Origin of the sequence: Nostoc sp. JL34 (assembly GCF_017114945.1) — a bacterium.
In the GTDB taxonomy this organism is placed as follows: Bacteria; Cyanobacteriota; Cyanobacteriia; order Cyanobacteriales; family Nostocaceae; genus Nostoc.
On sequence record NZ_JABXKQ010000033.1, the window covers coordinates 24,453 to 44,491 of the forward strand.

Here is a 20,039-nt window from a genome sequence, read left to right on the forward strand (position 1 = left end):
TAATTAGGAAGGCAATTTATGTCATCCATTACAAATGTCACAGAAGCCACATTCAAGCAAGAAGTCTTGGAAAGTGAAATTCCAGTATTAGTGGACTTTTGGGCGCCGTGGTGCGGCCCTTGCCGGATGGTGGGGCCAGTCGTCGATGAAGTTGCTGCTGAATATGAAGGACAGGTGAAATTTGTGAAGCTGAACACAGATCAAAATCCTACTGTCGCTAGCCATTATGGAATTCGCAGCATTCCAACGCTGATGGTTTTTAAGGGAGGCCGCCAGGTCGATACTGTCGTCGGGGCAGTCCCAAAAACTACCTTGAATAAGACCTTAGCACAGCATCTTTAATTTGAGTGGTGGGGATTGGGGACTGGGGATTGGGGACTGGGGATTGGGGATGGTGGGGTCCCCTCTGGGGATAAGGGGTAATGGGGATTGGGGACTGGGGACTGGGGAGAGACTTCTTCAATATTCTTTGTCCCCCTTATCCCTCCAAAGTTATAAGCGCCAACTTTCGGCGCTCATACTTTTCTCCTTGTCCCAGTACCTAGTCCCCATTACCTAGTCCCTAGTCCCCAATCCCAGATCATTCTGTTTCAACTAACGGGGAAAGAGCGAAATGGACTTGAAACTGCATGGTAAATCCGCATTGGTGAGTGGCTCAACCGGAGGCATTGGTTTTGCGATCGCCCAAGGGTTAGCTCAAGAGGGTGCATCAGTGATTGTCAATGGTCGATCTGAAGAACGAGTCGCTGAAGCGATCGCCAAAATTCAGCAAAGCACACCGGAGGCGAAAGTTTCTGGTGTTGTTGCTGACGCCGGGACTGCATCAGGGGTAGAGCAACTCTTTCAAAAAGTTCCTCACGTTGATATTCTCATAAACAATGTCGGTATTTATGAGCCAAAAACGTTCTTTGATATTACTGATGAAGACTGGTTAAAGATATTTGAGGTTAACGTCCTCAGTGGAGTCCGTTTGAGTAGGCAATATCTGCAAAAGCAGCTAGAGCAAAACTGGGGGCGGATAATTTTTATTTCTAGCGAATCTGCCATTCAGATCCCTGTGGAAATGATTCACTACGGCACAACTAAGACAGCGCAACTAGCCATTGCCCGAGGTCTAGCAGAAATGACTGTCGGGACTGGAGTCACGGTAAACTCAGTCCTCCCAGGGCCAACCCGCTCAGAAGGAGTTGAAGATTTTATCACCAACCTTGCAAAGGAACGTGGCATTAGTGCAGCGGAAGTTGAGGCTGACTTTTTTAAAAATGTGCGTCCAAGTTCCCTAATCAAACGCTTTGCAACTAATGAAGAAGTAGCAGCGATCGTAGTTTACCTTTCTAGTCCGGTAGCATCAGCAACTAATGGTGCAGCTTTGAGGGTAGATGGTGGCGTTATTCGGTCGATTGTTTAGTTACTAGGGACTGGGGACTGGGGACTAGGGACTGGGGACTGGGGGAATAACTATGCCCAATACCCAATGCCCAATGACTAAAAATAATTTGGAGATATAACCAATGACTACTGATATCAACTTATTCTCTCCTTACCAATTAGGGAATCTGGAACTACCTAACCGGATAATAATGGCACCCTTAACCCGAAATAGGGCAGGTAAGGGAAACGTACCATACGAACTGAATGCTACCTACTACGTCCAACGTGCTTCCGCCGGACTGATTATTTCAGAAGCAACACAGGTAACTCCTGAAGGACAGGGCTATCCCGCGACCCCAGGAATTCATTCACCAGAACAGGTGGAGGGATGGAAATTAGTAACCGATGCCGTACATCAGCAGGGAGGAAGAATTTTCCTGCAACTATGGCACGTCGGCAGGATTTCCCATCCTGACTTACAACCAAATGGAGTTTTACCTGTAGCACCTTCTGCGATCGCTCCTAAAGGTGAGGCTGCAACTTATGAGGGGCCAAAACCTTTTGTTACTCCCCGGGCTTTAGAAACATCGGAAATACCGCAGATAGTCGAACAGTACCGTCAGGGAGCGGCAAATGCCCTAGCGGCTGGGTTTGATGGGGTGGAAATTCACGCAGCTAATGGTTATTTGATAGATCAGTTTCTGCGCGATCGCACCAATCAACGTACAGACAAATATGGAGGTTCTATTGAGAATCGGGCCCGATTTCTGTTGGAGGTGACAGAGGCGGTAACTAGTGTGTGGGATTCTAACCGAGTTGGGGTACGTTTTTCTCCCAGTGGGACTTTTAACGATATAGGTGACTCCAATCCTCTGGAGACATTCGGTTATGCGGCTCAAGCGTTGAACCAGTTTAATTTGGCATATCTGCATATTTATGAGGCAACAGAGGCAGATATTAGACATGGCGGGATAATAGTACCCACTAGTCATATCCGCGATCGCTTTACAGGTACACTCATCGTCAATGGCGGTTATACCCGTGAAAAAGGCGATGCAGTACTGGCAAACAAAGCAGCAGATTTAGTTGCCTTTGGCACATTATTTATATCAAATCCCGATTTACCCCGACGCTTCGCTTTAAATGCACCACTAAATCAACCAAATCAAGCAAGCTTCTATGGTGGCGATGAAAAGGGATATATAGACTATCCATTTTGGTCACCTGCTAATGAGCCAGTAGCTAAGGCGTAATTCGTAATTCGTAATTTGTAATTGTTGCTTGCGCGGGCTGGAGACAAGTCGTTTGTGGTGAAACAAGGAATAATTTTTATTTTTGTTTCATGAATAAATACATTCGCTTGTATCCTAATTACGTTAACGCAGCGACCATTACAGGGAAGCAAGCTACGCACAGCGTTTCGTAGAGAGCGTTATTAGGAATTATTTAGTCATCACTCAACTATCAGGAGAATCTCATGAGTTCCATTACTCAAACCCAACCTTTAGATGTACCCAGTGCGATCGCTAAACGTCGTTCCATCAAAACTTTTAAAACAGACCCTATCACCCCAGAACTACTCAAGCAACTGGTAGAGTTAACTGTGGCTGCACCCAGTAGCTATAATATCCAAGACTGGCAAATTATTCTTGTGCAAGATGCAGCGCAAAAAGCAGCATTGTCAGCGGCATCTTTTAATCAACAGCAAATTATTCAAGCACCTGTAACCTTTGTCTTTGCCGCCGATCCTAACGCAGGCGAACAAAACTTGACCCCAATTTTAGAGCAGGGACTCGAAACTGGGGCATGGAATGAAGGCACGGTAAACTACTTTAAAACCGCCGTCCCGCAATTTCAAGCATCGCTAGGCGAGAAGCGACGCGAATATGCCATCAAAGATGCCATCATTGCCGCTACTCATTTGGTGTTAGCGGCAGAAAGTTTGGGATTATCCACTTGTTTTATGAACGGTTGGATTGAGGATCAGGTAAAGGAAGTAATTGGTGCTGGGGATAATCCAGATTTAGCGATCGCTGTTGTCGTCCCCGTTGGCTACGCAGCCGAACCACGCTTAAATCCAGGTCGTTTGCCATTCTCCTCCAATGTCTCTGTAGACAAAATTGGTAATCCTTATGCAGGGTAACCTTTCCTAAATTAGGAATGGAGCATTGGGCAATAGTTATTCTCCCCCTGCTCCCCTTACTCCTTGTACTAATCTGTCAAATTCATTCATTTTGACGGTTAGAAAGACGCGATAAATCGCCGTCTCTACAAGGAATTTATTTATCAATTATTTATTGACAGACTACTACCCAATCCCCACTCATGTCCCTAGCTTCCTTCCTAGCGCGTCGTTCGTTCCACTATGGCTGGATCGTAGCTGGTTTAACATTCTTAGCTTTGCTGGTGGCAGCCGGAATTCGCTCTGCTCCTGGAGTTTTTATAGTGCCTCTCGAACAGGAGTTTGGCTGGAGTAGAGCAACTATATCTTTGGCAATCTCCATTAACTTAGTCCTCTACGGATTAATTGGCCCTTTTGCTGCCACAGTTATGGAGCGGATCGGCATTCGTCGGATGATGGTATTCTCACTTGCTATCATTGCTCTCGGTGTCGGTTTAACCACTTTGATGTCAGCATCTTGGCAGCTAGTCTTGCTGTGGGGTGTGGTTGTTGGTTGTGGTAGCGGAGTTATCGCCTTGGTTTTGGGTGCTATTGTTGTCAATCGCTGGTTTTTGGAAAAGCGGGGTCTAGTTCTGGGCATTTTAACCGCCAGTACAGCCACGGGGCAACTAGTGTTTCTCCCCTTGCTGGCTTCAGTAAGCGATCGCTTTGGCTGGCGAGTTGCGGCTCTGGCTCTTAGTTGTGCAGCACTTCTAATTATTCCAGCGATCGCAGCTTTTATGCGCGATCGTCCAGCAGATGTCGGTTTGCGACCCTTTGGCGACAACAGCGAAACTGTGGAACTATCACAGCCCAAAGTCAATTCCATCGCCTCCACTCTCAACGCCCTCTGGCTAGGAATGCATCATCGCGACTTCTGGCTGCTATTTGGTAGCTTTTTTATCTGTGGCGCAAGCACAAATGGGTTAATTGGAACTCATCTGATTCCCGCTTGTATTGACCACGGTATCCCGGAAGTCAAGGCTGCGGGTCTTTTGGCAATCATGGGACTATTCGATTTTTTTGGAACTACTATGTCCGGTTGGCTATCTGACCGCTGGAACAATCGCTACTTATTGTGCTGGTACTACGGACTGCGGGGTTTGTCTTTGATTTTCTTGCCCTTCAGTTTCAACTTTTCCTTCTATGGACTTTCCATTTTCGCTGTTTTCTATGGACTTGATTGGATTGCCACTGTACCACCGACAGTCCGTCTTGTTGCCAATGTCTTCGGTAAACAAAATGTGGGTGTGATGTTTGGTTGGATTGTCGCCGGACACCAACTTGGTGCAGCCACAGCCGCATTCGGAGCCGGAGCGTTGAGAACTTGGACGGGTAGTTATTTACAAGCGTTTATTTTATCAGGCGTTCTCTGTCTGATTGCCGCAGTTTGTGTACTGCAAATTGGTCAAACTCCCACTAAGGGCAATTCCCAGTTATCTTCAGTCACGGAAAATTAAATTTATGGCAACAACAGCTTTAATTGTCGGTGCAGGTAATGGATTGAGCGCTTCTTTAGCTCGCCTATTTGCCAAAGAAGGATTCACCGTAGCTTTAGCGGCTCGCCAAATTGAAAAACTCACTCAATTGAGCAGTGAAATTGGGGGATTTAGTTTCGCCGCTGATGCCTCAAAACCAGATGAAGTAGAACAGTTATTTATTGATATTGATAATAAAATCGGTTCCCCGAATATTGTCGTTTACAATCCCAGTTTTCGGGTGCGGGGGCCTCTTGTTGATTTAGACCCTGGTGAGGTGGCAAAAACCCTAGATGTCACAGCTTATGGTGGCTTTATTGTGGCCCAAGCTGCTACCAAAAGGTTTTTGCAGCTTGGCGGCGGGGCGATATTTTTTACTGGAGCCTCAGCCAGTGTTAAGGGTTATCCGCTGTCTGCTCCCTTTGCAATGGGTAAATTTGCACTGCGCGGTTTGGCTCAGAGTATTGCTAGAGAATTAGCACCAAAGAATATCCATGTGGCACATTTCGTGATTGATGGTGGAATCCGTTCAGCAGATCGCCAAGATCCAGCAGATAATCCTGATAGTACCCTTGACCCAGATGCGATCGCACAAACTTATCTCAGCATCTTCCGCCAACCCCGCAGTGCTTGGACATGGGAAGTAGAACTACGTCCGTGGGTAGAGAACTTCTAGCCTAGACAATTGTTACAAGAATAGTTTTGTAGGTATGAAAATTGATTTTGGTGCAACTGCTACTGATTATGCAAAACACCGCGCTGGCTTTCCGAGTTCATTATTTAACAAACTGTCTGAATATGGTATAGGTTTACCAGGGCAAAACATTATTGACCTTGGTACAGGGACAGGAACACTGGCGCGGGGCTTTGCCGATAGAGGTGCTTATGTAATTGGCATAGATCCATCAGCCTCACTTTTAGAACAAGCCAGACTGTTAAGCGAATCTGCCCAACTGAAAGTAGATTATCGAGTCGCAACTGCTGAGAATACTGAGTTACCAGATGCCAGTGCAGATGTGGTGACAGCAGGACAGTGTTGGCATTGGTTTGACCGTCCACAGGTTGTCCAGGAAATTACTCGCATATTGAGAGGAAATGGCTCCCTCGCGATCGCACATTTTGATTGGATACCCTTAAAAGGTAATGTAGTTGAAGCCACAGAACAATTGATCGAGGCTCATAATCCCGCCTGGAATATGGGCGGCGGTAATGGCTTGCATCCCCTGTGGTTACAAGACATTGGTGAAGGAGGATTCCGAGAAATCCGCACATTTTCTTACGATGTATTTGTCTCTTATACACACGAAGACTGGCGGGGACGAATTCGTGCAAGTGCTGGTGTGGGAGCCAGCTTGACACCAGAAAAAGTAGAAGTATTTGACCAAGAATTGGCAACATTACTCGAAGCAAAATATCCTACACCAATTCTTCAGGTTCACCATAGAGTTTGGGCTGCGATCGCAAAAGCACCGCAATCTCATTCGTAATTAAGAGAGTGTCTGTAACGCACTCCTACAAAATAATCGCACAATTTTAGGAAACGAACCATGATTGAACTTTACTATTGGGCAACTCCAAACGGTCATAAAATCACGATTTTCTTGGAAGAAGCCGGCTTACCATACACTATAATTCCTGTGAATATTGCGGCTGGGGAGCAATTTAAGCCGGAATTTCTAAAGATATCTCCTAATAATCGGATGCCTGCGATCGTTGACCACGAACCAGCAGATGGAGGTGCGCCGATTTCGCTATTTGAATCTGGTGCAATCTTGCTATATTTGGCAGAAAAAACCGGGAAATTAATCCCTCAAGATTTACGCCAACGGACTCAAGTTTTAGAATGGTTGTTCTGGCAAATGGCAGGTCTAGGGCCAATGGCGGGACAAAATCATCACTTTAGTACTTATGCTCCCGAAAAGATTGAATATGCCATTAAGCGCTATGTGAATGAAACCGGACGCTTATATGCAGTACTAAATAAGCAACTAGCAGATAGAGAATTTGTGGCTGGCGATTATTCCATCGCCGATATTGCTGCTTATCCCTGGATTGTGCCCCATGAAATCCAAAGTCAGAATTTAGAGGATTTTCCTCACCTCAAGCGCTGGTTTGAGACAATTAAAGCGCGTCCAGCAACAATTCGCGCCTACGAAAAAGCCGAAGCATTCAAAACTGAAGCGCTTGATCCAGATAAGTTACGAGATTTGTTATTTAACCAGTCGGCGAAGACTATTCAGCCTTGAACCTAATAAAATTGTCTTGACTCAATTTCAGGGACTTCCAGTTAAAAAAATATCCCATCGTCGGAACGTAAGGCTTTGCCCTTCTACAAATTTACAAATAATTTTGGATAATTTATTTTTTGGAAGTCCCTTCAATAAGTCCTAACTTTATAGGGCTGCTGCCGCTAATAGAGGATGTTTATCAAGTCTCAATTAATACTAGCCCTGAGTCATGCGAGATTTAATTCCCCTCCTTAACCTTGGGGGCGATCGCAATGATAAGGATAAAGCCACTCACACTTGAAAAGTCCATGGGTATGTTTTTCAAAAAAGGTTCCAGCATGGCGTCCAGGAGATATGTCGATCCCAGCCTTGGTTTTAATTTCGTACAGCCAAGGAAAGGCTACTACTAAAACAGTGATGACCGCGAAGATGTAGAAAATCGTGGTTCTAATTTTGGGCAATCTTCGGGAATTGCTGTTGTAGTTTTGAGGCATACGTAGTACAGGGGAAAAACTAAGTATCTATCTTAGCCTAAAGCTGAAAATGTCGTCCGAGGCGCAGATCAATACGGATCGGTTAAGCCAAGAGACGCAATAAATCGCCGTCTTTACAAAGGATTGATTATTGTAGAGACGGCGATTTATCGCGTCTTTGTGATTTAGAATTTTCATCAAAAAGCCCTAACCGAACCGTATTGGAAGCGGGGATTAATATTATGTGGGTTCTGATCAAGTTCTCGCCCAGATTTGCTAAAATTGCTCTTTCAGAAAAGGTTTTAGAAATTAAAGGCACTGCTACCTTGCCTTTAATTCCCATTCCTCAACTTGTTGTGCTAAAGATGGGTAATCTTGGGCGTGACCAGGTAAAATACGGTAAGTCTTCTAAATAACCGTTGATTAATCCAATCCAATCCTCAAATATATTACTTGCTTATATAATTGGAAACTCAAATAACTGCTTATGTCTGAACAATATCGTTTTGAAACCCTGCAAGTTCATGCTGGACAAGAGCCGGCTCCTGGAACTAATGCTCGTGCTGTACCGATTTACCAAACGACTTCCTACGTTTTTGACGATGCCGATCACGGAGCGCGGTTATTTGCTCTCCAGGAATTTGGTAACATTTACACCCGGATCATGAACCCGACGACGGATGTATTTGAAAAGCGGATTGCTGCCTTAGAAGGTGGTGTAGCAGCATTAGCAACAGCTAGTGGGCAAGCGGCACAATTTTTGGCAATCAGTACCATAGCTCAGGCTGGGGATAATATTGTTTCCACTAGTTTTTTGTATGGGGGAACATATAACCAATTTAAAGTCTCTTTTCCCCGCTTGGGGATTAATGTCAAGTTTGTCGAGGGAGATGATCCGGAAAGTTTCCGTCAGGCGATCGACGATCGCACCAAAGCGTTATACGTTGAAACCATTGGCAATCCTCAATTCAACATTCCCGACTTTGCCGCTTTAGCTCACATTGCCCACGAAAACGGCATACCTTTAATTGTGGATAATACCTTCGGTGCTGGTGGGTATTTAGCTCGACCGATTGAACATGGTGCAGACATTGTAGTGGAATCTGCAACTAAATGGATTGGTGGACATGGTACTTCCATTGGTGGCGTAATTGTCGATTCGGGTAAATTTGACTGGGGTAACGGCAAATTTCCCCTATTTACTGAGCCAGCACCCGGCTATCATGGGCTGAATTTCCAAGAAGTGTTTGGCCCTAGCGGTTCCTTTGGCAACATTGCCTTTATTATTCGCGCCAGAGTCGAGGGGTTACGGGATTTTGGCCCATCTTTGAGTCCATTTAATGCCTTTCTGTTACTGCAAGGATTAGAGACTCTCTCCCTACGTGTGGATCGGCATGTGAGCAATGCTCTAGAATTGGCTCGGTGGTTAGAGCAGCAAGAGCAAGTATCTTGGGTTAATTATCCCGGACTTCCCAATCACCCATATCATGAACGAGCGAAGAAATATCTCCGACATGGCTTTGGGGGAGTTTTAAATTTTGGCATCAAAGGTGGATTGGACGCAGGTAAAGCCTTTATTAATCATGTGAAATTGGCGAGTCATTTAGCAAATGTTGGTGATGCCAAAACTCTCGTTATTCATCCCGCTTCTACAACCCATCAACAGCTAAGTGATGATGAGCAGGTTTCAGCAGGAGTGACACCCGATTTGGTGCGAGTATCAGTGGGAATTGAACATATGGACGATATCAAAGAGGATTTCCAGCAGGCATTCCAGCAAGTTAGGATTTAGTTTTTAATTGGGAATGGGGCATTGGGCATTGGGCATTGGGTATTAATTCTTCTCCTCCACTCCTAACTCCTAGCTGCCAACTTCTAACTCCCCACTCCCCACTCCTAGATATGATCTACTCAGACTTCATCTCACCGCAAACCCAGTTTTATCAGCTTACAGTGCCTTTTCAACTTGAAGGCGGTGAAACATTAACTGGGGTTCAGGTTGCTTATCGTACCTGGGGACAGTTAAATTCTCAAGGTGATAATGGGGTACTGATTTGTCATGCCTTGACTGGTTCGGCTGACGCTGATGATTGGTGGGAACCTTTGTTTGGTTCAGGGAAAGCCTTCAATCCAGAATGCGATTTTATTGTATGCACCAACATTTTGGGAAGTTGTTACGGTACAACTGGGCCAACATCTATCAACCCAACAACAGGAAACCCTTATGGCGTATCCTTTCCTAAGATTACAATCCGAGATATGGTTCACCTGCAAGCTGTACTACTAGAATACCTGGGTGTTCAATCTCTGCGGTTAGTAATTGGCGGATCGCTCGGTGGGATGCAAGTACTGGAATGGGCGTTATTATATCCAGAAAAGGTGAAAGGAATAGCACCCATTGCTGTTTCTGGAAGGCATTCAGCTTGGTGTATTGCATTAAGTGAAGCCCAAAGACAGGCAATTTATGCCGATCCAAACTGGCAAGGAGGGAACTATACCCTGGATGCACCCCCAATCCAAGGACTAGCAGTAGCGCGGATGATGGCGATGTCTACTTACCGTTCTTGGGATAGTTTTACAATCCGTTTTGGACGGCAGTATGATGCGTCTGAGCAGTTTGCTATAGCCAGTTACTTACAGCATCAGGGTCAAAAGCTGACAGAGCGATTTGATGCCAACACTTACATTACCCTCACCCAGGTAATGGATCGTCACGATGTTGCACGCGATCGCACCAGTCCTAATTTATCAGATTACGAATCTGTTCTGCAAAGCATCCAGCAACCGACTTTAGTTGTCGCCATTGATTCTGACATCCTCTATCCTCCAGTAGAACAACAAGAATTGGCAAATTTAATCCCTAATGCTCAACTGGCGTGGCTGAAGTCAACCCACGGACATGATGCATTCTTAATTGACATGGATGCATTGAATGAAATACTAATCTCTTTTCAGCAAAGTTTAGATTTATCAGCCTCTTAACTCGATGGATTGAGATCAAAGCTCGGCCTTCCGAGTTCTGAGGTGGAATGATGAAGTTGAAAAGGCGATCGCACTTTTAGGCATTGGGTTTATTTTTACTATTCTTTGCGTCATTAATATAAATGATTACCAAGCAGTAAATAGCTACAGGAGTTAGTGCGATCGCTACAGGCGGGTAAATCGTGTAGAAAGTAGCCACAACTTCAGCAACCCCCAATACTGTCAGAATAAATTCGGCTTGTTTACGTTTCATCAGAATTGCGTTTAAATGGTTGACAATTCCATGAAACAATGCCCAATCACAAGTTCAGTCCCAAGCTGTCTGAAGTTATTACCGAGTTATTTCCTAGTTATTCCCAATTCCCAACTTAGGGCGGTTAGAAACCACAGCTACACAGGCAAAATCACCTGCGTGGGTTTCAAAGCCGATATTTTTCATGATTTCCGCGGAGGCGGACTTCTCTGCGAGACGCTACGCGAACGTTATGCTTTAGTCTATCAGCAGCATCAATCACAAACCCTATTAACCAGTCGAGAAGTGCCAGCAGATTTAGTTGATATCCGCTATGAGGGTGCGGAACCAGATTCAGAATTGGTGTATATCGAGAGAATTTCTGGAGTGGCGACAGTCGCGGGAGTTGAGATTTTGCGACAGCGCCAACTGAAAGATAGTGTACCAGATTTGCAGTGGATATCTGAGCGCGTTGAGGGACACGTATTTTTGTTAACCCAACTGGCGGCTATTGGTAAGGGTAAGCCTGGGTATCTGCGAAAGCATCCAGAATTGGTGACGAAAAAAGCTGAACCCATTCTCAGAGAACAACTGGCAAGACAAAGTGAAGCAGCGCGAGATTTACTCAGCCGGATGTGTGTGTTGCGCGTGGGGATAGATATCCGAGGTTTAACTATCGAAATTATTAATATATTATTTATGTCTAAATATTTAATTTTAATAACTTGATTTTTTTATTGTATTAGTACAAAATAAAACTGGCTATGAATATTATAACTTAATACCGAAATAAACCAATTAACAAAATAATAAAAGTTAGGAAATTAGCGGCATTATGATTAATAAATAAATCATTTATGATTGGCGAATAAAATATGAAAAATCTTAATTATCAGCATCACAAAAGGAAGTAAAATGAATTATTCTTTTTTATCAAAATCAATTTTGGTTAAATGGTTGAGTAACTTGTTTTCTAACAATAGAGGGAAGTCAAATTTTAGAAAATCTAGCCTGAAATATTCGTTAACAATCTTGTTAACTTTTTTGGCGGTAATAAGTATAACTACTATTTCAATTTCACCTGCATTAACTCAAGATAGAGATTATCTTTGGAGAAAAGTTCAAGAGTGTACTATAAATCAGAAACAAAAAAAAGATCCATCTCCATGTCAATATGTCGATTTGAAAAATAATTATGCCATAGTGTATGATCATGCCTCTGAGTATTTATTAATTCCAACTGTTAAAATTACTGGCATTGAAGATCCGAAAATATGGGACTCTAAAAATAACCCTTATTATCCATATTTTTGGTATTTTGCATGGAATGAAACTCTCAAATACGTACCTAATAAGACCCCAAAACAATTAGGATTAGCTGTTAATTCTAAATATAGTCGTGGCCAAGATCAATTACATATTCATATGTCTTGTATTAATAAAAAAGTGAGTGATCAGCTAGAAAAATTAGCTAAAGCTCAGAAAATTACTACGAAGTGGCCAGACATAAACACGCCTAACTTTGAAAACCCGAACAATACAAATGATAAATATCGTGTAAAAATACTGAGTAATTTTGGTTCGCAAGTTAATCCTTTTGCACTTGTAAAGGACTACATCGGTTCTAAATATTCGATAGACGAACAAAGTATTGCTTTAGTAAGAAGAAATCAGAAAGAATTTTACATCTTGAACAGTGATAGTCGTACATCAAATAACAAGGGTCATGCTGAATATTTGCTTGACGAAAACTGTAGTACACAGTAGTAGGGGTAGTGTTACGGAAGCTATGACCAGGGGCAAAGTAAGCTAATTTTAGTGCAAGTCACAGAAAGTGCGATGGCGTACCTGCCCAGCATAGGCGATCGCCCCAGGCCCCAGGCACAGTTCAGATTTCCTCTAAGAATCTGGCAAGCGCGAAGCAGAGCGTTTCGTAGGCAAACTAGAAGAAGAAGCGATCGCTAGAAAATTTATACTTAATGCAGCAATCAATGCAGTAACGCAGTAAATAGTTCTGATGTAGGTTGTAAACAAACAATAATACACACTTTCAACTTATACTTACTGCATTACTGAATTAATGCAGTAGTGCAGTAGTGCAGTATGACAATAATTGCCCTTGTCAATCAAAAAGGGGGCTGCTCAAAATCTACCTCTGCCGTTCATCTAACGTGTTGGTTATCCCGCAAGGGTCGCAAAGTCCACTTGCTAGATGCCGACGCTCAACGTAGCAGCTCGATTTGGCTTCAGTCGATTGAGGAAAATTCTATCCCCACAACTGTGCTGCAATCACCCGACGAACTCTTAGAGCAAATCCCAGAGTTAGCAGCGCAATCTGATCATCTAATAATAGATGACCCAGCCGGTTTATCTGAAGCCAGCAGAGCAATATTATTTAGAGCCGATTTAGCTGTAGTTCCCTGTCAGCCTACAGGGTTAGATTTACAATCCGCGAGTGACGCTGTTAGGTTAATCAGACAAGCTCAGTCTGTTCGCGGTGGTGCGCCCTAAGCAGCCATATTTATTAGTCGTGCTGTTAAGGGTACAAAGTTATTGGGTGAAGCGATCGCACTTCTATCAAAAACCAAAGAAGCGACAGTGTTAAAAACTGTGATTCACCAAAAACAAGCGATCGCAGATATTTTTGGTCAAGCTGCAACAATTTGGGATTTACCTGGTCTGCAAGCTGCGGAGTCAGCACGGGAGTATGAGCGGTTGTTTAAGGAAGTTCTAGGGATGCTGTCATGACTGCTAAAAAACGAAAGCCTCTGGATGATGCCCTAGCCCATGAATTTGTTTATGGTGAATCAGCGCTGCGGGAGAATTTACCAAACCAGGAATGTCCTTAACGGAAGTGCGGTCAATCTTGTATCGAGGTGTTGAGGTTAGCTGCTCTGCAACAATAGCAACATTTGTCTGGGAAAATCCTGATGGTTCTAAAATCAACGTAACTTTTGAGTATGATAAGCTCAAGAGTAAAGCACAGTCTGGATTGAAGTAAGAAACCAGAGGTAGGCGATCACGCACAAGCAGGCGGTTATGCCATCTGCACCGTTGATTGCCTCTTCCTCTGAAGTTGCTATGAAAGGCTTTGCTTATGCTGAGAGGGTTTGTTAGTTGCCGATGATGTAGGCTTTGGCAAAATCTGATTTTCGTTAACACAATCCCGACTCCGGCATTATTGATCTTAAGGCTTACTACCGTGGTTTTCAATATGTTCGTGAAATGTTAAAAATGCTTCCCGAAATCCCTGAGCCTATTTTATTAACCCAGATTTTTGCCAAGCTTACTGCTTTAGGACGTATTCATCCCATTTCCACCGGCGTTGAACCCTCGTAAATTGGCAGAGGTATTGAGAATGCTTTAGCCATTGCACAAAAGCAAGAAAGTAAAAGGAGTATTGCATCTTGCAATGGATTGTTGGGAGATGTAGAGCGCGATCGCGGCAACTGGGATGCAGCCGAAACCCTGTATCAACAATCTCTGACGGTGAGAACAGAATTACGCGATCGCTCTGGTATGGCTACTAGTTGGGGAATATTGGGAGATATAGAGCGCAATCGTGGCAACTGGGATGCTGCCGAAACTTTGTATCGGCAATCTTTGGAAGTGATGACAGAATTAGGCGATCGCTCTGGTATAGCTTCTAATTGGGTATCGTTGGGATATATTGAGCAATGTCGCGGCAACTGGGATGCTGCCGAAACCCTATATCAGCAATCTTTAGAAGTTAAAACAGAATTAGGCGATCGCTCTGGCATGGTGAATATTTGGGAACAGTTGGGATACATAGAGTACCGTCGTGGTAATTGGGATGCAGCCAAAATCCTGTATCAACAATCTTTGGAATTGCAGACAGAATTAGGCGATCGCTCTAACATGGCTCAGTCTTATAGTGGTTTAGGAGAAAATGAATCCGATCGTGGTAATCTCGAAGCAGCAGAACAGTTTTCTAAACAAGCTTTAGTAATAGCCCAAGAATTAGGGATGATTCACCTTCTGGCAGAGATTAACTACGATTTAGCACGGCTTGAGCGTAAACGCGGTAAACACAGAACTTGCCCAACAGCATTACAACACAGCGCATCAAATATTTCAGCAATTGGGCGCGGCGAAGGATTTGGAGAAAATCAAGCGAGAGTGGGAGCAAGATTAATCCCAATGATGCCAAGTTCATTAATTTCAATCTCACAGGCTAATAGATTACTGCGTTCAGATAACGAAACCTAGCCCAATACAGTTCATAGAAAACCAAAATACTTGTAGAGACGGCGATTTATCGCGTCTCGAAAACCCACAATTTTCTATAATTAACCCTTAACTGAACCGTATTGACCTACAAACTGTGAACAAGCGGTTGATAATTAGATACGCGATGTTTAACGACAAGCCGCTCTGTATCTACACATCCTTTGGAAATATACTTTTTCAGCAACTTACCCACAATCGAGATACCTTGCTCAATCTCCTCTGGTGAGAGACAGAAAGTCAGACGCATCGCTGGATAACCCTGCTTATCGGGGAAAAATGCCGAACCACACGCCAGGTAAACATTTTGTGCAAAGGCTTCCTTACGAATTGTCCCAATCGGAATATCATCGGGTAACTGTACCCAGAGAAATAATCCACCCGTGGGAACTGTCCACCGGATTTCTTCAGGAAAATAACGCTCCAAAGCTTGCAGCATAGTATTACGACTTTGCAGATTATCTGTGCGAAGTCGGCTGAGGTGACGGCGATAATGTCCTGAAGCGAGATATTCGCTAACTATTGTTTGCGAAATACTGGATGTGTGCAAGTCATGGAGCAACTTCCGCTCAATAATTGCTTGATAATGCTTACCTGTCACTACCATATAGCCCACTCGTAAACCAGGCATTAAAGTTTTAGAAAAGGTGCTTAAATAAGTCACCAAATTATTTTTATCTAAAGCTTTAATTGGCGCTGGTACTGCATCAAAATTTATTCCTTCATAAGCATTATCTTCTAAAATCGGACATTCATATTTTTCGGCTAATGCTAATAATTGCTGACGATGAGCTTGTGTTGTCGTCAATCCGGTTGGATTGTGAAAAGTACTAATCGTATAAATTAATTTCGGGCGGTGACTATGTAGATATTGCTCTAATAAATCTAAATTCATTCCCTCCGCAGTCATGGGAATACCAATAATCTTGGCTCCTAAGTTTTCTAAAATAGAAATTGCACCATAATAGGTGGGAGCTTCGACAATTACCCAATCACCAGGTTGTACATAATAATTCATCGCTAATGACAACCCTTGCTGAGAGCCATTAGTAATAATTAAATCCTCTGGAAAAACCTCTAATCCTTGATGTACTAGCATCTGGGCAATTTGTCTGCACAGAGTTACTTGTCCTTGAGGCATCTCATGGGGAAAAAAGATATCAGTATCATCTTGTCTTAGCGCTCGTCTGGCAATGAGGTTGATATCTTTTGGTGGACGAGGATAACCGTAACCAAAATTAATTATTCCTGGCTCAGTTTGTGCTTGCACCAGTGGAGTATACATCTCATAAAAAGAACACTTCCCTGGTTTTGTAATGATCACATTTTGGGCTGGGGCAAATTTAGATTCTAAGTTGGCACTCTTGAGAGAAACGCTGCTGACAAAATATCCTGAACCTTGACGAGCAGAAACAATCCCATCAGCTTCTAAAACGTTATATGCTTCAATAATCGTGAGTTTATTAACTTGTAAACTCTCTGCCAGAGAGCGGATAGAAGGGAGGCGATCGCCATTTTTAAGTGCGCCAGATTTAATTAGCCGACTAATGCGATCGCGGATCTGCAAATAAATCGGTTTGTGTGATTGCCGTTCTAATAAAATTTTCATTTTGGCGCACTCGTTAATGACTAAAAAATCATCAATACTGGCAATATAAACTATTCTTACCAAGTTTACCTAGTACAGTTGAGAGTTTTTTGACTATACCAGTTGGAATGACGTTGAACTGTACTAGATAAAATCTGCTAAAACTGTACCTTCTCAGTTGAAAATTCTTACGTGAAAGTAAAAGTAATAGTTCACTGTACATCAGGTGCTTTCAATATGAATAAATATAATTTTTTGTTAAATATACGAAAATATTGGCAACATTTTGTCATTTGGATGACTAGTGGTGCTGACTTACAAGTTTGGCAGGAATTAGACTGGCATGGTCACATTTCTTGTTGGCACGCCTACGATCCAATCACAGGACGTTCTGCTTGTTTTGGTTCTGAAGAAGAAATGCGAATTTGGATTGATAAGTGTTACTACAGATAGCATTTATTATCCATCAAATAGTAGTGTCCCTACCAAAGACTTGTATTCTAGACAATTGAAATATTCAGTGTGGTTCTAATTTAGCAACTCGCTCGTCTAATTTGTTGACTTGTTGCTTCAATTCAACCACCAAAGTTGCAAGCCGATCAAACATCCGATCTTGCTGTGATAAGTTCCCTCTGGAACCATTTGCCTGTTGTGGGGTAAGTGTTGTTTTTGGGGATGGAGACTGAGAGGTTTGACCTAGTTGAGACTCTATTTGATTTAACCGCGACTCCACACGATTAAAGTCCGCTTCTAGGTTGTTGATGCGGGACTCCACTTGCTGTGATGAGGCAGTCTTTGGAAATAACCCAGCCCAGATAATGGTTACTAAAATCCCGGCAAGTATTAGCACTTTGATTTTTTTCATGTCAATAGCTAAACTCTTACAACAGTCTGTTTAGACAGGCTTTATTGGTATGGCTACAGAGTATAAGCAAAACGCCCCTGAGACTGGAAGTCGCTGACTCACAAACTTTCCGTCTGTCTAGCCTGCGGTTTTTGCATACCCCTTCTCTTAGGTAAGCTACGCATAGCCTCCCGTAGAGAAGCAGTCCGCAGACTAATACAATAGATAGGCTGCCTAGACAGACTTTGTTGGTATAGCCGCGACTTCTAGTCGTTAGGCATTCATTTTTGCTTGCATTGGAATGCTCCCGTAGACACTTCGCTTATTTATCCTTTACTAAGTTATAAAATAGCCTCTGCCAATCGGTAGAGTTAACAGTATTATTTCCCTGTTTTACCTCAAACGTGACATTACAAGCTTTCGCTAGTTTTAGAGCTTGCACACAAAGTTCTGCCACATCCTCACGGCTGATTTTGCCTCTAATATTGTCACCTTGTTCAAATATTAATTCCTTACCACCTGCTTCCTCGGTTAAAGCACAAGGTCTAATAATCGTATAAGGAATTCCGCTTTCTCTTAAACTATCTTCTCCCTTCAACTTCCAAGTTAAAATTCCTCCCAATTGATCATTTAATTTCACTGCTGGCGGTTCTTCATCTAAATTAATACCAGGGCGTCCAGGGCGAGTTACACCTGCTGAACTGACGAGGATAAATTGTGGTAAAGTCGTCCCGCCATCAGCTTTAATTGATTCCAACTGCAAAGCAAAACCACCAGCAGAAAACTTGGGATTTAAAGCGCCATCGTATTCAAATTTGCTTAACATCAGTTGGAATGAGCAAATTCTACTTTCCTCAATTGGCGGCGCATCATTGACAATTTTTGCCCGAAATACGGGAATCAAATCTGCAAAGGGAATGTGAACATCTATCCAGGTATTAGCTACGGTATCAAAAGAATAGCTATAGCCAATACCATCCCATTTTGTATCTGTTCGCAGAAAGATTTTATAACGCTGACCATCACCTTTGACGCGCAATTTCACACCTGTATAACCAGACAAATTGAACGGTGGATCAAAATTCTTAGTTCTGACAGAAGCAAATCCGCCAGAGTTAGCAGTAGAGACATTGCCAGCAAATAAAGCTGTATTTTCTACTAATTGGATATTACTGGCACTCACGCCACCCATGACGACATCATCCAACGCTCCCCAGTTATCCTTTAATTCTGCTGATGGCTTGGTGAAATCAAATATGAGTTTTTCGTTTGCTTGGGGTAAATATTTTGCTGCTGCTTGGACTAAGTTTTTGACACCTTGATATTCCACATTTTCTGGAGTGTCGCCAACAATTTCTGGTTGGTAAAATTTAACACCTTGATAATATTTGGCTCTATCTGCTGTATCTCCTTCAACTGGTTGGACGCGCACTGCTGTACAACAAACTACAGCTTGGGTATCAGCCATGACCAAAGGAGTTAAAGTTTCTGGTTGAGTAATATCCGCAACTACTAAATCTATATCATTACCAAGAATTGACCGCGCTTTGTCAATGTCTCGAACTAGGGCGCGAACTTTATAACCTTGAGCGAGCGATCGCTGCACCACTCGTTTACCTACACCACCTGTTGCACCTGCTACTAATATTACACCCACGTTTCTTCCTCCATTGGGTCTATCTTGATTATCCTTAGGACGACCTTGGATTAACTGCTGTACCCAGTTAAGGAAAGGAATTACCTCAAAGTAAGTCAGGGTTTCGATAAACCTGCCTAAATCCCATTGAGAACGATTTTTGTCAGTCACATTTGCGTCCTCATAACTTTCTTAAGTCTAGCCCAATCAGCCGATGAGGAGGTGGTTAAAGTATTATCTATTTTGTACTTGATTAAGTACCCTGTTGGTGTTATTTGCTTTGACTACTCAGCCAAATTTAGTATCCACATACCTGTTTTTGCTGATGTAGATGGTAATAATTCTAATTGTTCTGAAGCACAGTGCCCATAGACTTCAGCGATAGCTAATGGCTTTAGAAACTGCTGCTGCGATCGCCCGTACTCCAATACGCTTGGTGTTTGCTATAAAAACCTTAACTTGTGTAGTAGCGCGGCAAGTTTAATTTGTTGGGTCTCGATTTATTACTGGTGCGATCGCAAAGATCATCGAGTTGAGTTCTTAAGCTAGCCAGCAAAAACAATTCAATGTTAAATCAATTGCGGGTGGGTATTTCAAATGAAATTAAGAAGGATAGGGAGCAACTTGCTTATTTGACGTTGGCAATCTCCCGCCTTGAAAGCCAAATTGAACAGCTAATACCTTCCTTAAATCTTCAGGTGGATGGCGAAAGTAATGCTGATAGTGATAGCGACTGGCTGTTTGGGGAAGGTTCTGGTAGTGTGGAAGCAGAAGATATTGAGAATTTTTGAAATTCGC

General features: G+C 43.1%; 24 protein-coding genes and 1 pseudogene. 19 read left to right on the forward strand and 6 right to left on the reverse strand.

Features of this window, described 5'->3' with window-relative positions:
- Positions 1-18 precede the first annotated feature (18 nt).
- The 8 genes from trxA to HWQ44_RS05735 all read left to right on the forward strand — a co-directional run bounded on the left by trxA (position 19) and on the right by HWQ44_RS05735 (position 7,256).
- Positions 19-342, forward strand: a complete 324-nt coding sequence (gene trxA, locus HWQ44_RS05700) for a thioredoxin (protein ID WP_012412473.1) — start codon at positions 19-21, stop codon at positions 340-342.
- Between the two features lie 271 nt (positions 343-613).
- Positions 614-1,408, forward strand: coding sequence for an SDR family NAD(P)-dependent oxidoreductase (locus tag HWQ44_RS05705; protein ID WP_292716061.1), 795 nt, complete (start codon positions 614-616; stop codon positions 1,406-1,408).
- Between the two features lie 103 nt (positions 1,409-1,511).
- The gene (locus HWQ44_RS05710; protein WP_292716064.1) at positions 1,512-2,624 is read left to right on the forward strand and encodes an alkene reductase; all 1,113 of its coding nucleotides are present in this window, start codon (positions 1,512-1,514) and stop codon (positions 2,622-2,624) included.
- Between the two features lie 224 nt (positions 2,625-2,848).
- Positions 2,849-3,514, forward strand: coding sequence for a nitroreductase family protein (locus tag HWQ44_RS05715; RefSeq protein ID WP_292716066.1), 666 nt, complete (start codon positions 2,849-2,851; stop codon positions 3,512-3,514).
- A gap of 182 nt (positions 3,515-3,696) precedes the next feature.
- Positions 3,697-4,992 carry an MFS transporter gene (locus HWQ44_RS05720; protein ID WP_292716068.1) on the forward strand — a complete coding sequence of 432 codons (1,296 nt, stop codon included), beginning with the start codon at positions 3,697-3,699 and terminating at the stop codon, positions 4,990-4,992.
- A 4-nt stretch (positions 4,993-4,996) separates the two neighbouring features.
- Positions 4,997-5,686 carry an SDR family NAD(P)-dependent oxidoreductase gene (locus HWQ44_RS05725; RefSeq protein ID WP_292716070.1) on the forward strand — a complete coding sequence of 230 codons (690 nt, stop codon included), beginning with the start codon at positions 4,997-4,999 and terminating at the stop codon, positions 5,684-5,686.
- 34 nt (positions 5,687-5,720) lie between these two features.
- Positions 5,721-6,497: a class I SAM-dependent methyltransferase gene (locus tag HWQ44_RS05730; RefSeq protein ID WP_292716073.1), complete on the forward strand. Its 777-nt coding sequence runs from the start codon at positions 5,721-5,723 to the stop codon at positions 6,495-6,497.
- Positions 6,498-6,557: 60 nt separating this feature from the next.
- On the forward strand, positions 6,558-7,256 hold the full coding sequence (locus HWQ44_RS05735) for a glutathione binding-like protein (protein ID WP_292716076.1): 699 nt from the start codon (positions 6,558-6,560) through the stop codon (positions 7,254-7,256).
- Between the two features lie 233 nt (positions 7,257-7,489).
- Here the strand turns inward: HWQ44_RS05735 and HWQ44_RS05740 are convergent, their stop codons facing one another.
- Positions 7,490-7,732, reverse strand: coding sequence for a hypothetical protein (locus HWQ44_RS05740; protein ID WP_292716079.1), 243 nt, complete (start codon positions 7,730-7,732; stop codon positions 7,490-7,492).
- Between the two features lie 221 nt (positions 7,733-7,953).
- Between HWQ44_RS05740 and HWQ44_RS05745 the strand changes: the two genes are divergently transcribed.
- The 3 genes from HWQ44_RS05745 to metX all read left to right on the forward strand — a co-directional run bounded on the left by HWQ44_RS05745 (position 7,954) and on the right by metX (position 10,693).
- On the forward strand, positions 7,954-8,127 hold the full coding sequence (locus tag HWQ44_RS05745; RefSeq protein WP_292716082.1) for a hypothetical protein: 174 nt from the start codon (positions 7,954-7,956) through the stop codon (positions 8,125-8,127).
- Between the two features lie 71 nt (positions 8,128-8,198).
- Positions 8,199-9,503 carry an O-acetylhomoserine aminocarboxypropyltransferase/cysteine synthase family protein gene (locus HWQ44_RS05750; protein WP_292716085.1) on the forward strand — a complete coding sequence of 435 codons (1,305 nt, stop codon included), beginning with the start codon at positions 8,199-8,201 and terminating at the stop codon, positions 9,501-9,503.
- Positions 9,504-9,613: 110 nt separating this feature from the next.
- On the forward strand, positions 9,614-10,693 hold the full coding sequence (gene metX / locus HWQ44_RS05755; RefSeq protein WP_292716088.1) for a homoserine O-acetyltransferase: 1,080 nt from the start codon (positions 9,614-9,616) through the stop codon (positions 10,691-10,693).
- Positions 10,694-10,769: 76 nt separating this feature from the next.
- On the opposite strand, the gene HWQ44_RS05760 is transcribed toward metX, so the two are convergent.
- A complete protein-coding gene (locus HWQ44_RS05760; RefSeq protein ID WP_292716091.1) occupies positions 10,770-10,946 on the reverse strand; it encodes a hypothetical protein in 177 nt (58 codons plus the stop codon).
- A gap of 15 nt (positions 10,947-10,961) precedes the next feature.
- On the opposite strand from HWQ44_RS05760, the gene HWQ44_RS05765 reads away from it, so the two are divergent.
- The 4 genes from HWQ44_RS05765 to HWQ44_RS05780 all read left to right on the forward strand — a co-directional run bounded on the left by HWQ44_RS05765 (position 10,962) and on the right by HWQ44_RS05780 (position 13,673).
- Positions 10,962-11,654 (forward strand): hypothetical protein, encoded by a 693-nt coding sequence (locus HWQ44_RS05765; protein WP_292716094.1) that lies wholly within the window; start codon positions 10,962-10,964, stop codon positions 11,652-11,654.
- A 186-nt stretch (positions 11,655-11,840) separates the two neighbouring features.
- Positions 11,841-12,692: a CDP-diacylglycerol diphosphatase gene (locus tag HWQ44_RS05770; RefSeq protein WP_292716097.1), complete on the forward strand. Its 852-nt coding sequence runs from the start codon at positions 11,841-11,843 to the stop codon at positions 12,690-12,692.
- Between the two features lie 336 nt (positions 12,693-13,028).
- Entirely contained in the window at positions 13,029-13,436 is a 408-nt protein-coding gene (locus HWQ44_RS05775; protein ID WP_292716099.1) for a ParA family protein, read from the forward strand.
- Positions 13,437-13,478: 42 nt separating this feature from the next.
- Entirely contained in the window at positions 13,479-13,673 is a 195-nt protein-coding gene (locus HWQ44_RS05780; protein WP_292716101.1) for a hypothetical protein, read from the forward strand.
- Between the two features lie 3 nt (positions 13,674-13,676).
- On the opposite strand, the gene HWQ44_RS05785 is transcribed toward HWQ44_RS05780, so the two are convergent.
- Positions 13,677-14,087: a hypothetical protein gene (locus tag HWQ44_RS05785; protein WP_292716103.1), complete on the reverse strand. Its 411-nt coding sequence runs from the start codon at positions 14,085-14,087 to the stop codon at positions 13,677-13,679.
- On the opposite strand from HWQ44_RS05785, the pseudogene HWQ44_RS05790 reads away from it, so the two are divergent.
- Both HWQ44_RS05790 and HWQ44_RS05795 read left to right on the forward strand, forming a co-directional pair.
- A pseudogene (locus HWQ44_RS05790) lies at positions 14,088-14,264 on the forward strand (IS4 family transposase); the annotation flags it as partial.
- Positions 14,265-14,294: 30 nt separating this feature from the next.
- Complete coding sequence (locus HWQ44_RS05795; protein WP_292716129.1) at positions 14,295-15,155, forward strand: tetratricopeptide repeat protein; 861 nt, start codon at positions 14,295-14,297, stop codon at positions 15,153-15,155.
- 106 nt (positions 15,156-15,261) lie between these two features.
- Here the strand turns inward: HWQ44_RS05795 and HWQ44_RS05800 are convergent, their stop codons facing one another.
- Positions 15,262-16,782 carry a PLP-dependent aminotransferase family protein gene (locus HWQ44_RS05800; RefSeq protein ID WP_292716105.1) on the reverse strand — a complete coding sequence of 507 codons (1,521 nt, stop codon included), beginning with the start codon at positions 16,780-16,782 and terminating at the stop codon, positions 15,262-15,264.
- A 216-nt stretch (positions 16,783-16,998) separates the two neighbouring features.
- On the opposite strand from HWQ44_RS05800, the gene HWQ44_RS05805 reads away from it, so the two are divergent.
- Positions 16,999-17,214, forward strand: coding sequence for a hypothetical protein (locus HWQ44_RS05805; protein WP_292716107.1), 216 nt, complete (start codon positions 16,999-17,001; stop codon positions 17,212-17,214).
- Between the two features lie 64 nt (positions 17,215-17,278).
- Here the strand turns inward: HWQ44_RS05805 and HWQ44_RS05810 are convergent, their stop codons facing one another.
- Both HWQ44_RS05810 and HWQ44_RS05815 read right to left on the reverse strand, forming a co-directional pair.
- Complete coding sequence (locus tag HWQ44_RS05810) at positions 17,279-17,626, reverse strand: hypothetical protein (RefSeq protein ID WP_292716109.1); 348 nt, start codon at positions 17,624-17,626, stop codon at positions 17,279-17,281.
- A gap of 301 nt (positions 17,627-17,927) precedes the next feature.
- A complete protein-coding gene (locus tag HWQ44_RS05815; protein WP_292716110.1) occupies positions 17,928-19,412 on the reverse strand; it encodes a CIA30 family protein in 1,485 nt (494 codons plus the stop codon).
- Between the two features lie 395 nt (positions 19,413-19,807).
- Between HWQ44_RS05815 and HWQ44_RS05820 the strand changes: the two genes are divergently transcribed.
- A complete protein-coding gene (locus HWQ44_RS05820) occupies positions 19,808-20,032 on the forward strand; it encodes a hypothetical protein (protein WP_292716113.1) in 225 nt (74 codons plus the stop codon).
- The last annotated feature ends 7 nt before the right edge of the window (positions 20,033-20,039 follow it).